The sequence below is a fragment of the Vibrio sp. S17_S38 genome (assembly GCF_014694375.1).
In the GTDB taxonomy this organism is placed as follows: Bacteria; Pseudomonadota; Gammaproteobacteria; order Enterobacterales; family Vibrionaceae; genus Vibrio.
In genome coordinates this window covers 64,838-77,333 of record NZ_JAAUWW010000002.1, presented here as the reverse complement: position 1 = coordinate 77,333, position 12,496 = coordinate 64,838, and the positions used below count along the sequence as shown (strand labels likewise).

Sequence of the window (12,496 nt, the reverse complement as noted above, 5' to 3'; positions counted from 1 at the left end):
CTTAGATTCTTCCTTGTATGAATGACTTATTGGTGGGATCCAGACTTATTACAAAATCTGTTCATCATAACCAATCGCAATTAGAGACTGCATTATATTGGTCATCTCTTCAGGCCATGACTGAGGTGTGCAAAAACCCAACTCAGGGTAACGTTGTAAGCGTTCTAACTCACCAATCATTAAATTAATCACTTCAGAAGAGGGGTGTAATGGGCTGCAATAATCAAGGAAATCATATTGCGGAGAAGTTACTTGCGCCTTTACTTGTGGCCAATACTGCTCACAAGTTGCCAAAGCACGGCGTTCCATATAGGGTTTTTGTACCAAAGTAACGGTGTTGATCTCTATCCCTTTCTTATTTAACAACTCACGGGTAAAGACAATGTTTTCACCACTGTTGGTGGACTTAGCTTCTTGCAAAATAGCATGATGCGGCACTCCACAATCCATGGCGATTTTTGCAAAAACTTCGGCTTCAGGTTGATCAAACAAACCATCCGTCATCCGCCCTACACCACCAGAAAAGATCACAAGAGGTGCGATTCCTTGGTGATAAAGCTCAGCGGCTCGCTCACCAACTCTCAAGTCAGAACTGCCTAATAATAAGATGGCATCAGTCGGTTTTAAGCTCTGTTGAAGCTTTAAATAATTCCAAACCGTTAACACTTGATCGTAATAACGCGACATGTTCACCTCCACTACATTGGATCGATAATGGAAGCTACTGTACTTGAGTTTAACGCGACTGTTAACGTCTAAACCAAAAGAATTTTCAGGCAGGAAGTCACAAACCTAATTGAGAAATAAAAAATCAAATCACCAAACGAAACTCAACCGTAATACGCTACAAAGCAGAGGAAATATCATCTAAATTAATGTGATAGTGAATCTGCTCGCCAATTATTTTTATGATTACATTGACGACAAAAACAAACTCGGTCCATTTTGTGGTAATGTATGCCGCTCATTAACTGACTCATCAGCTTACTAAACTGCTGTAGTTTATTTTTTAATGAAATATCTGGATGGTTATTTGCTGGTGATTTGCACATCACTTCCTTGTGCTGTGTATCACGACAACATGAGTGACAATAAAGAACGGGCATTATGATCTCCAAAAATTAAACGCTTACATTTCGTTTGCTTGGCATCTTATCGACCGATATTGCTAAAACGTCATAAAAATGAAAAGTTAATGTCAATAATTCAATCAACATCATAGTTTGTATGAATGCTTCACCATCGTTACTTATAGCTTATCGCTCTTCAGAGAAACTTAACGCTCGTTTAAGCTTTCTCACCCGCCACGGAAAGGCCTATTTTTTAGTCATGCGTGTAAAACACTGACTATGCTAAAAGTATCGTTAAACATTTTATCGAGTTTATTTATCGAGGCGGCATATGAATACAGTTTATTCTGTGGGTTCTATCGAGTCTTTTCTACTGGCGATTTTTGTGCTGTTATTAGGACATTTCATCAATAGCAAGATTTCATTTCTATCTAAATACAAGGTTCCAGAACCTATAGTTGGTGGATTGATTGTGGCGATAATCACAACAATTCTGCATTTTCAAAATATTACGTTAGAGTTTGAATTGCCTCTGCAACAAATTCTAATGCTGTTATTTTTTACCAGTGTGGGACTATCTGCTAGCTACACCCAGCTCATCAAAGGCGGGAAAAAAGTCTTTATTTTCCTAGCAGTAGCATCAATTTATATCATTATTCAAAATGCTGTTGGTGTCAGCCTTGCGACCATGTTGGGGCTTAATCCTCTATTAGGCTTAGTCGCAGGTTCTATTACACTTTCTGGTGGCCACGGAACTGGCGCGGCTTGGGCAAGTACGTTCCAAGAAAATTATGGACTTAACACATTAGAATTTGCAATGGCAGCAGCCACTTTCGGCCTGATTGTTGGCGGTATCATTGGCGGCCCTATCGCGCAGCGCCGCATTCAAAAACATAATCTTGAATCTGAATATGGTAGTGGCGATAAGCACCATGATAGCTTTCCTGATGTGGTTACATACAACAATAGCGAAGAAGAAGAAGTATCGGCCAGACGTGTGGTTGAAACCTTATTCACCATGCTGGTGTGTGTTGTTGGGGCTACTTATGTTGAAAAATGGGTCGGAACATTTGGGATCAGTTGGTTAAAAATTCCTGACTTCGTTTATGCACTCTTTTTAGGTGTGATCATCACCAATATTTTTGAGCTATCAGGGCGATATAAACTCAATACCGAGACTGTTGATATCTTAGGAACGGTTTCCCTTTCATTGTTTTTATCAATGGCTTTAATGAGCTTAAAACTATGGGAGATTTTTGGTCTTGCGGTACCGCTGCTGATTATTTTATGCATTCAAACCATTATTTTAGGTTTGTTCGCCTATAATATAACCTTCCGAGTGATGGGTTCGAATTACGATGCAGCCGTTATTACTAGTGGCCATTGTGGTTTTGGTTTAGGGGCAACCCCAACCGCGGTGATGAACATGGGCTCGATCGTTACTCATTATGGCCCATCACCACAAGCTTTTATGGTTGTTCCTATTGTCGGGGCATTCTTTATCGATATCGTGAACTTAATCATCATACAAGGCTATCTATCGTTTGTAGGTTAGCGCCTAAATATTAGTTAATGCATAAGTATTGGTTAACTCGAAAAGGTGATAATAAAACCCAGTAGATTTCATGCTGCTGGGTCTCACTTAATATTATTAGGATTCTCAGTGATAAAACAACCGCCAGTTTCCCCGCAAAAAATATTCATGAGTGTTGCTTTAGTTATCGCACTCGGATCGCTTGAAAAAAGTATTGTCACCACACCACTTCCAATCATTGGTAATGAACTAAATGCTGGGCAATCTCTGACTTGGATAGTAACTGCTTACTTACTTGCTGCCACTGCTGTATTACCCATTTATGGCAAGTTAAGTGATATCTTAGGCCGAGTACGCATGTTGTATATCGGAATTAGTTTATTCATTTTAGGATCGGCAGCTTGCGGTTTTTCTAAAGACATTGAAACGCTGATATTGTCGAGAGTCATCCAAGGCATTGGTGGTGGTGGTTTAATCGCCCTTGCATTCACTGTCATCGCGGACTGCATTCCCGCACGCGAAGTCGGAAAGTACCAAGGCTACATTTCCATTGTTTATGCCGTTTCCAGTATTGCTGGGCCACTCCTTGGCGGCTACTTTGCAGAACATTTATCTTGGCGTTGGGTATTTTGGATTAATCTACCGCTAGGTGTTTTAGCGGTCATTTTGATTCGTAAAAACCTCTCACATCTCAATAAAAAGCGACAAGCAAATTTTGATTGGTTTGGCGCATTATTTCTCATGCTGTCTTCCACCAGCTTATTACTGTTACTGTCACCAGAAAGCCACATTCCACACTCTTGGATGGGTGGCGCTTTAGCCTTTTCAATTCTAATGTTATTGCTGATTGAGCGTAAGGTCTCCGACCCAATTCTTCCCGCAAGACTGGCTAAATTACCAGGCTATGTTGTGTGTATTTTCTTAATTTTATGCTCACAACTATTAATGTTTGCTGTTTTAGTTTATTTACCGATGCAGATGCAATGGCAACGAGGAATGACAGCATCAGAAAGTGGCGAAGTCATGGTGATCTTTATGGTTAGTGTAACGATTGGCGCTTATTGCGGCGGGAAATTAGTCAACAAGTTGGGTAAATATAAAGGGCTAGCACTCACTGGCTTTGCATTATCTGCGGTAAGTTTTGCAATGATCTATGCTCATATTCACCCTTCAATTGCTCTAGGGCTATCAGGATTAGGCATCGGCTTAACCTTACCGGCATTAGGTGTTGTGGTGCAAAATGTATTACCCGCAAAAGATCGCGGCATTGGTTTATCCTTGTTTAATTTCGGTCGTGAACTCGGCGGCGCTGTCGGTGTGGCGGTTTGTTCTGCTGTTTTCCAATATACTCTGTCAACACAGGGGCAATCAGTCAAAGACAACATGGCAGATTACTCACCACATGTCCTCGGTCAGGGTTTTAATGCTATCTATTTAATGATGGCTGGCATGGCATTGTTTGCCGTATTGCTCACTTTTTTCACCTTGAAGAAGCAGAAACTGGCGACCGAAGTGATCAACGACTAAAGATTGATGTGTTAAACTCACTCAATGCATTACCTCCAATAAATAAAGGTTTATCGTGATGAAGACTGTTTCTGATATTTTTAATCCAGAAGATTGGCAAGAAGTAGAAGGCTTTTCTTTTGAAGACATTACTTACCATCGCGCCGTTGAAGCTGGCGTGGTACGTATTGCATTTAACCGCCCTGAATGCCGCAATGCTTTTCGCCCTAAAACAGTAGACGAACTTCATTGCGCCCTTGAACATGCCAGAATGTGGAGCGATGTTGGCTGTGTATTACTGACAGGTAACGGGCCAAGTGCTAAAGATGGTGGTTGGGCATTCTGTTCTGGAGGCGATCAGCGTATTCGCGGTAAAGATGGTTATAAATATGAAGGAATGCCACAAGATCAAATCGATCCTGCCGCGCTTGGTAGATTGCATATTTTAGAAGTACAGCGCCAGATTCGTTTTATGCCAAAAGCAGTCATTGCTGTCGTTCCAGGTTGGGCAGCCGGTGGTGGTCATTCACTGCATGTTGTATGTGACATGACAATTGCGTCAAAAGAACACGCCGTTTTTAAACAAACCGATTTAGACGTCGCAAGTTTTGACTCTGGTTATGGCTCTGCTTATTTAGCCAAAATGGTCGGCCAGAAAAAAGCCCGAGAAATCTTCTTCTTAGGTTTGGATTACAGCGCACAAGATGCGTTTGACATGGGTATGGTGAATAAAGTCGTACCACACGCCGATCTCGAAAAAGAAGCATTAGAATGGGGCAAGATCATCTGCCACAAATCCCCAACCGCCCTCCGCATGATGAAGTTTGGTTTGAATATGACCGACGATGGCATGGTTGGGCAACAACTCTTTGCCGGTGAAGCAACTCGCCTTGCTTACGGCACAGATGAAGCCCGTGAAGGCCGTGATTCTTTCCTAGAAAAGCGCCCGAAAGACTTCTCTAAGTTTCCATATCATTACTAAGTATTATAACGATATAGATTAGCCCAGAACCTCATCATTCTGGGCTTTTTTGATATGTATCGTCTTAAAATAACCGGAGTGACATAAAACATTGCATCTAATCACAAAACACATAAAATAGTGATCCACGTCACACTAAAAAGATACTCACTTCAATGTTGTATTCTATTTTTCTTATTCTCATAACGAGCTTTACATTAAATGCTTGTGCCCCACAAGTTCAAGAAACTGTCGATGTATCCATAAATTTATATGGCTTAGAACACAATAGATTATTATTAGATGACACATTTCCCTCATCCGATAACAAAATTAAAAGTTCAGATATCACTTTTTTCTCTGCCTTCAATCAATCTAAACCTGATGTCGTAAACGGTTATAACTATGTTTATGCACTTAATTCAGGACAGCGTTGGTACAACGCCCCTCTTCTTGCGAGCAATCTACCTATTGTCGGTGTTTCAAAAAATCAAGAAGTGTACGACTTCGCAATAGATAAAACGCATGCAAAAGTCTATGTAAAGAAAATATCTGGACAAAAAGTGGCGTTTCTATCATTGATTGATTTAGAACGAACATATAATGCAAAACCATCAAAAAGTGATCTTAAAAAGCTAGGTTCAACGATAGATAGAGGCGCGATAGAAGGCTGGAATAAAGTAGTCTTGATTAGTCAATACTCACCAAGCACCACGAGGTCTATTATCAAGCAATTAAAAGGTGTGGATTTGGCGATCACTCTAGGTTCAGAAAGAAAGATTACTCGTGTCTCGAAAACCTGCTTAGCAGAATTCCCTTATGATCAAGAAGCTAACCTACCCATAAAAACCTCATTTTCAGCGAACGGTTACACTACTCAGTGCCATTGGTAATGGAAGCTATACATAAAAAATAACACTCGAACAGAAGCGTTCGAGTGTTAAATATATCTTTCTATTTTTACTATTCTATATGCCGTTATTTCCGACTCTCTGATAAGTTTAAGCTTGAAGCTTCTACCATATCGATGACATCAGAATCACTGCCTTCCATTGCACTTCGCTCTTCATCTAAAATCGCTTGTGCTTGCGCTTTCGTTACCAAGTTAACAGGTGTGCATAAACTCACAATCACGCCTGCAATTAAAGCAAAGAGTACAGATGGAATGCACGGGTTACCCCAAAATGCAGTCCAATCAGCGTTAAACATCACCGAAATAGATGCAGCTGACGCCCCAACCAGTGTAGCAATAGCACCCTGCCAGTTATAACGACTCCAGAATCGCCCTAGCATACCGCACACAAACATACCGGACATAACTGTTGAAATCATTTTGGTAATGTAGCTAATAATATCGTTAGACGTTAATGCAAATATCAGCGCAAAACCAATCACAATAACCAGGGATAAACGAGAATACAGCACCATTTTATTCTTTGGTGGTACGGTGCCAGTAAACATGATGTATATATCACGAAGTAAGATCGACACCCCAGCAATCGCATCAGAACTGGCACTCGACATCGTGGCAGAAAGGCCGGCAATCAAAACAATCAAACCCAAACCAACCGGTAAAACCGTCGCGGCTATAAATGGAAATGAATAGTTAGCGTTATTCAAGTCTGGGTTAATCGCATGAGCTGACATGCCAATTACTGCAGGAATAATGGAAAAGAAAAGGTATAAAATACCCGACGCAAAAAATGAGCGACGGATCGTTTTGACATCTTTTCCTGAATAAATACGCTGACGAAATGATGGTGTAGCCAATACACCAACGCCAACCACAGTAGCCAGTGAGAGCGCAGGGATCCAACCGAGTTTATCAATCGCAAGGAAACTGGTTGCCGCGGCATCCATACCATCATATAGGTGATCTAAGCCGCCAATATAATTTACCGACATCACGGCCATTAAAATAAAGCCCGCAAATAAGATAATGGCTTGAATAGTATCAGTCCATACCACTGCCGTATAACCACCAATCACAACATAGATGGTAAATGCCGCAGCAATAATAATTTTTGCCGTCGTAAGGTCAATATCAGCAATCCATGCAAGGTATAAACCTCCGCCTAAAATGTGCGCCCCTAACCAACCAATTGAGGCAACAAAAATCAAGACACCCACTAAATTTTTGACCACTTTATTCGCGCCAACATAATAGGCGAGCTCTTCACTCATCGTCATGAAGTTTAATTTGCGCATAGGAGCAAACCAAAGTGCTAATAAAATGATGCCAATAGCTCCCCCAATACCGTAAAGCGTTCCCGCCCAACCATTGGTGTAACCAAAACCAACCGCGCCCATACTTGAGCCAGTACCGACCATAGTAGCAACTGTTGTCCCTAAAACTAAGAATAACGGCAAGCTACGGCCACCCAACAGAAAGTCATCGCCTGATTTCTGATTACGGGAAACAAACCACCCTAACCAGATTAAAAATAATACATACGCACCGAAACCGGTGAGAAACAGTGTACTGTGCATAACGCACCCCTTATACTGATTCGCTTGATTATTGGACATCCACTGTCTTCTTTTGACTTAGCCAGTGCTGTTCAGTGATTGACTGTTTATACAGTCTTTTTTGCTTTATTAGCAGGCTGGTTCATTGCCAGCCTTTCTTTTTTATTTCACTTTCTTCTTTGTTTCAATTAAATGAAACTAAACGCGATCTTTGCGATAACACGTCACATCAACTTCAACTTTTACATCCACCACCAAATCACACACCATACAAATACGTGCTGGTGGGTTTGCGCCAAAGAATTCTTTAAAAACTTTGTTAAACGATTGGAAATAACGAGAGTCCGTCAGAACCACTTTCACATGTACGACATCTTCAAGGCCGTAACCGGCTTCTTTCATAATGTCGACACAGTTTTGAATCGCAAGACGAGATTGATCAACAATGCCACCTTCAACCACTTCACCATCAGTCATTGGCGTCTGGCCTGAAACGTACAAAAAACCACCTGCTTCTGTTGCACGTGCAAACGGTAAATGTTGGCCACCCGTACCAGTACCGCCTTCAACACCGTAACGTTTGATAGACATAATCTTCTCCATTTTTTAGAACATTCAATAAATACATTAAGCCTTGCGGCTAACTCTTTTCATTTGCCATCATTACTGCTGATGACGATATAAAAAACGACCATGTCGATGACTATCAACCTTGCCGTTTGAATAACTGACTTGCCCATTCACCATCACGCAATAAATACCTTTTGCGGCAGCAATTGGATTTTCGAATGTGGCTTCATCTTTAATCTCTTGTGCATCAAACAACACCAAATCAGCGTAGCCACCCACTTTTATTTCCCCCCGATCTGCTAGGCAATATCGTTTGGCTGACATACCCGTCATTTTATGTACCGCTTGTTCGAGGCTGAAAATTTTTCGATCACGCGTGTAATGAGACAAAACCCTTGGAAACGCGCCCCATAAACGAGGATGTGGATGCGGGTCATTAGGCAAACCATCCGAACCCACCATAGTTAAACGATATTTCAATACGCGCTCTACATCGGCTTCATCCATACAGTGATACACCGCTCCAGCGGGCTGCATCGCTTTTGCCGCTTCCATAAGGGGTAGATCCATATCGCAAGCAATGTCCTTCAACATTTTTCCTGCATACTCAGGTTTTGCATCTGACCAAGTAATAAAAATATCAATGTCTTCAGTGACTTGCTTTAAATCAAGCGTGGATGAACTGGCCGAATACGGATAACAATCGCATGACACATCTTGATGCTTGGCAGTTTTTTCCATTAACTCAATAGTTTCAGCCGTTCGCCCCCAGTTTCCGGCTCCTGCACATTTTAAATGTGAAATCACTACAGGTACTTTGGCATGCTTTCCAGTGCGAAATGCTTCATCCATCGCTTCTAAAATTTGCTCGAACTCTGTACGCATATGAGTGGTATAAATACCGTCAAATTCTGCAAGCTCTTCGGCAAGTTGCATGACTTCTTCTGTCGGGGCCGAATTCGCACTGGAATAAGCCAAACCGGAGCTCAAACCTAATGCTCCTTGCTGCATCGCTTCACGTAATCGAGATTTCATTTGAGCAATCTCATCACTTGAAGCCGCTCGATATAAATCATCCATCACGTTATTTCGCAATGTCGTATGCCCAACTAAACCTGCCACATTAACCGCTGGTTGAGCCGCCTGAACCGCCTTCGCGTACGACTCAAAACTTGGATACTTAAAATCTGCGCGCTTACCTAATAAATTCATAGGATCCGGTGGATCGCCAACCAGTACTGCTGGTGAAGCGCTAATGCCACAGTTACCGACTATCACCGTAGTGACACCTTGACTTATTTTGGGTAAACAGTCAGGAAGACGAATAACATTAGTATCATCATGCGTATGAACATCAATAAAACCCGGCGCTAATACTAAGCCGTTACCATCGATCACTCGCCCATTGCCTACTATTTCTGTATTGGCTAGATCACCAATCGCCACAACTCGATCATGCTTTACTGCGACATCAGCAAAGTAAGCATCTTTTCCTGTTCCATCAACAACTTGAACATGTCTAAAAAGTGTATCGAACTGCATGTTTACCTCTTCAATTTAAAATAATGTCGCGCTTTGTATTCGGCAGATTCAGTCACCTAATGGCTGGCGGTCATCACCACCACGGTGGCTATCTAATGCAAGTTTCAAGCGGCGTAATTTATCTCGTGAACGACTTTTCTGACGAATCGCGACCTCCATTGCAATCACATCGATTAAAGCCATCATCGCGTAACGTGATGCTGAAGGTTTATAAATGAAATCACCTTCGTTATTGATAATCGGCAATGTCACATCACTAAGCTGGGCTAAAGGCGAACCAGTTGGTGTAATAGAAATAATCTTTAAACCGTATTGCTTGGCTATCGATGCTGGCTCAACCACTTCCGGCGTATACCCAGTCGCTGAAATCACCACCAGCACATCATTACTGTCTGCAGTTGAAGCAACCATACGCGCTAATAAGCCATCGTTATAAGCCACTGTCGCAAAGCCTAAACGTACTAAGCGATATTGAAACTCTTGACTCATAACCGTTGAGCCACCACCCATACCAATCGAAATAATCTGTCGCGCCCCAAGTAGATATTCGACCGCTTTATTCACATCAGCTTCATTCACCAACTTTCGATTCACATCAGCCATGCTCTTAATCGATTCATAAATGCCTTGAAAACCTGTCGTTTCTGGTGGCTCTATAATAAATCTCTGCCCAACGGCTAAAGACTGAGCTAACTTTATTTTAAGATCTCGAACATTGATGCAGCCTACCGCTTTCGCAAAACGCGTGATTGTTGCTTCACTCACGCTCGCTTCTTTAGCAAGCTCGGTAATACTCGCCTTTGCTGATGCTTCCAAATCATCCACAACAAGCCGTGCAACTTTTTTTTCAGCTTCACGTAACTGTGGAAAACATTCCGTAATTTTAGAAACAATGTCTACTTCAATGGTCATGTTGCCACCCTCTTGATGATGAGAATACTAGTGTGTGTCGCTAAGCTAAAAAGTGAGAAACCACACAAACTGTCAGATTATGTATGATAGTTTCTAACACGAAACCACAACAACTAAGAGTAAGTCGTATTAAATTAATGACTTATATCATGTTACTCAATAAAAACAGAAAACTAACAATCATAAAAAATGTTAGTTATTATCATAGGAGATAAATTCATCACCAATATTAGAAGGGTTGAGTCAATGAACAATGTCGGAACCAAAGGTGTATGGGCACAAGAAAACCCACAAGGTATTTATAGTCTTATTAATGAAGAAATCAGTTTACCAACTGCTGTGATCAAGCAATCCGCACTCAGCAACAATTTAAATTGGATGCAAAAATTTGCTGATCATCATCAAGTAAAACTGTCTCCTCACGGCAAGACCACGATGACTGCAGATTTCTTCACCGAGCAATTAAATGCAGGTGCGTGGGGGATCACAATTGCCACTCCCGCTCAAGCGCAAATCGCCGCAAAGGCTGGTGCTAAAAATATCATTATGGCAAACCAATTAGTCGGCAAAGCCAACATGGCTATCATTGCAAATTTAATTGAAGAACAACACGTGAACTACTTGTGCTGCGTGGATTCCGTTGCCAATGTACAACAGCTCAACACTTTTTTTGAAGCTCGTAACATCAAGTTAAATGTATTAATTGAAATGGGCGTGACCGGCGGTCGTTGTGGTTGTCGAACACCAGAAGAAGTTGAGAGACTCGCTCAAGTGATTGCCAATACTCCAGCGCTAACATTGCAGGGTATTGAAGTTTACGAAGGCGTTATTCATGGCGATAACGCTGAGCAGAAGATCCGCGAATTTTTAACCGTTGCGATTGATCTCGTTAAAGCTTTTAAACAGCAAAACCTTATCCAGCAAGCATCGCCTATCATCACGGGTGCAGGCTCTGCATGGTATGACATCGTAGCGGAAACATTCAGTGCGCATCAAGATCTAACACCAATTATTCGCCCTGGTTGCTACTTAATTCATGACACCGGTATCTATCAAGATGCACAAAATGCAGTGATTAATCGCGCGAAAAACAATTCTGGATTTGCATGTGAATTAGGCGGCGATTTAAGCTCGGCGTTAGAAGTGTGGGCCTATGTCATTTCAAGACCAGAACCAGGTACAGCAATTGTAGGTATGGGTAAACGTGATGTTGCCTTTGATGCAGGATTGCCGATCGCCGAACATGGTTACCGCAATGGCAAAACTATTTCCATTGAAGGCTTAACATCCATTGCGGTAATGGATCAGCATACTTTTGTGACGGTAGCAGAAGGATGCGATTTACAAGTCGGCGATATGATTGCCTTTTCAACCTCACATCCTTGTTTAACCTTTGATAAATGGCGCTACATTGCAGTTTGTGATGATGAGTACCAAGTAACTCGTTGGGTTGAGACTAGCTTTTAAACGAAGCTTAATCGGCAACGACTATTTATTAAGAATAATAACGATATAGATTAGCCCAGAACGTCATCGCTCTGGGCTTTTTAATAACATGTTGAAAAGTATTTGGAGTACGTTGTTTAGGGCGAAAAACCAATCAACCCTCTGACTTGACCATCTCGATAATTTTCTTCGCTTTTTCAAAATGATCAAGCTTATGCTCTTGAATCCACCAAGTCGCGGCTTCCATTAATAACTCCGGATCAGAATTCTTATTTGCAAAAAAGGCATAAAATGAGACACCAACATTTTCACCTTTTTGTTCAATTTTTTTAGTGCAAACCGTGATGATTTTATCTCTTAAAGATACGCGCATTTTATTCATTTCCCCTAAGTTATAACGCCACAAACACCAAACGTAATGCTCGTTTTGCGGCCCTTTTTCCTGTCACCAGTTTTTTATCTTTCCTCAAAGCGACGAAATTCTGC

The 12,496-nt window shown here is 41.5% G+C and carries 11 protein-coding genes; 5 read left to right on the top strand and 6 right to left on the bottom strand.

Going from position 1 to position 12,496, the window contains the following annotated elements; genetic code table 11:
- Positions 1-48: 48 nt before the first annotated feature.
- Positions 49-687 carry a YdcF family protein gene (locus HC725_RS01885; protein ID WP_190330075.1) on the bottom strand — a complete coding sequence of 213 codons (639 nt, stop codon included), beginning with the start codon at positions 685-687 and terminating at the stop codon, positions 49-51.
- A gap of 714 nt (positions 688-1,401) precedes the next feature.
- On the opposite strand from HC725_RS01885, the gene gltS reads away from it, so the two are divergent.
- The 4 genes from gltS (at position 1,402) to HC725_RS01865 (ending at position 5,964) form a co-directional block, all read left to right on the top strand.
- Positions 1,402-2,625 (top strand): sodium/glutamate symporter, encoded by a 1,224-nt coding sequence (gene gltS, locus HC725_RS01880; protein ID WP_190330074.1) that lies wholly within the window; start codon positions 1,402-1,404, stop codon positions 2,623-2,625.
- Positions 2,626-2,772: 147 nt separating this feature from the next.
- On the top strand, positions 2,773-4,131 hold the full coding sequence (locus HC725_RS01875) for an MDR family MFS transporter (RefSeq protein WP_190330289.1): 1,359 nt from the start codon (positions 2,773-2,775) through the stop codon (positions 4,129-4,131).
- A 58-nt stretch (positions 4,132-4,189) separates the two neighbouring features.
- Positions 4,190-5,092: a 1,4-dihydroxy-2-naphthoyl-CoA synthase gene (locus HC725_RS01870; RefSeq protein WP_194687845.1), complete on the top strand. Its 903-nt coding sequence runs from the start codon at positions 4,190-4,192 to the stop codon at positions 5,090-5,092.
- Positions 5,093-5,247: 155 nt separating this feature from the next.
- The gene (locus HC725_RS01865) at positions 5,248-5,964 is read left to right on the top strand and encodes a hypothetical protein (protein ID WP_190330072.1); all 717 of its coding nucleotides are present in this window, start codon (positions 5,248-5,250) and stop codon (positions 5,962-5,964) included.
- A gap of 85 nt (positions 5,965-6,049) precedes the next feature.
- Here the strand turns inward: HC725_RS01865 and HC725_RS01860 are convergent, their stop codons facing one another.
- The 4 genes from HC725_RS01860 to HC725_RS01845 form a co-directional block, all read right to left on the bottom strand.
- A complete protein-coding gene (locus HC725_RS01860; protein WP_190330071.1) occupies positions 6,050-7,561 on the bottom strand; it encodes a sodium:solute symporter family protein in 1,512 nt (503 codons plus the stop codon).
- A 177-nt stretch (positions 7,562-7,738) separates the two neighbouring features.
- On the bottom strand, positions 7,739-8,131 hold the full coding sequence (locus tag HC725_RS01855) for a RidA family protein (protein ID WP_190330070.1): 393 nt from the start codon (positions 8,129-8,131) through the stop codon (positions 7,739-7,741).
- Between the two features lie 72 nt (positions 8,132-8,203).
- Entirely contained in the window at positions 8,204-9,652 is a 1,449-nt protein-coding gene (locus HC725_RS01850) for an N-acyl-D-amino-acid deacylase family protein (protein ID WP_190330069.1), read from the bottom strand.
- Between the two features lie 48 nt (positions 9,653-9,700).
- A complete protein-coding gene (locus HC725_RS01845; protein WP_190330068.1) occupies positions 9,701-10,564 on the bottom strand; it encodes a MurR/RpiR family transcriptional regulator in 864 nt (287 codons plus the stop codon).
- Positions 10,565-10,810: 246 nt separating this feature from the next.
- Here HC725_RS01845 and HC725_RS01840 point away from each other — a divergent pair, with 246 nt between their 5' ends.
- Positions 10,811-12,031 (top strand): amino acid deaminase, encoded by a 1,221-nt coding sequence (locus HC725_RS01840; RefSeq protein WP_190330067.1) that lies wholly within the window; start codon positions 10,811-10,813, stop codon positions 12,029-12,031.
- A gap of 133 nt (positions 12,032-12,164) precedes the next feature.
- On the opposite strand, the gene HC725_RS01835 is transcribed toward HC725_RS01840, so the two are convergent.
- On the bottom strand, positions 12,165-12,383 hold the full coding sequence (locus HC725_RS01835) for a DUF6500 family protein (protein WP_190330066.1): 219 nt from the start codon (positions 12,381-12,383) through the stop codon (positions 12,165-12,167).
- Positions 12,384-12,496 lie beyond the last annotated feature (113 nt).

Coding starts and splice junctions, on each gene's coding strand:
- HC725_RS01885 (WP_190330075.1), bottom strand. CDS start 687: ATGTCGCGTTATTACGATCAAGTGTTAACGGTTTGGAATTATTTAAAG.
- gltS (WP_190330074.1), top strand. CDS start 1,402: ATGAATACAGTTTATTCTGTGGGTTCTATCGAGTCTTTTCTACTGGCG.
- HC725_RS01875 (WP_190330289.1), top strand. CDS start 2,773: ATGAGTGTTGCTTTAGTTATCGCACTCGGATCGCTTGAAAAAAGTATT.
- HC725_RS01870 (WP_194687845.1), top strand. CDS start 4,190: ATGAAGACTGTTTCTGATATTTTTAATCCAGAAGATTGGCAAGAAGTA.
- HC725_RS01865 (WP_190330072.1), top strand. CDS start 5,248: ATGTTGTATTCTATTTTTCTTATTCTCATAACGAGCTTTACATTAAAT.
- HC725_RS01860 (WP_190330071.1), bottom strand. CDS start 7,561: ATGCACAGTACACTGTTTCTCACCGGTTTCGGTGCGTATGTATTATTT.
- HC725_RS01855 (WP_190330070.1), bottom strand. CDS start 8,131: ATGTCTATCAAACGTTACGGTGTTGAAGGCGGTACTGGTACGGGTGGC.
- HC725_RS01850 (WP_190330069.1), bottom strand. CDS start 9,652: ATGCAGTTCGATACACTTTTTAGACATGTTCAAGTTGTTGATGGAACA.
- HC725_RS01845 (WP_190330068.1), bottom strand. CDS start 10,564: ATGACCATTGAAGTAGACATTGTTTCTAAAATTACGGAATGTTTTCCA.
- HC725_RS01840 (WP_190330067.1), top strand. CDS start 10,811: ATGAACAATGTCGGAACCAAAGGTGTATGGGCACAAGAAAACCCACAA.
- HC725_RS01835 (WP_190330066.1), bottom strand. CDS start 12,383: ATGCGCGTATCTTTAAGAGATAAAATCATCACGGTTTGCACTAAAAAA.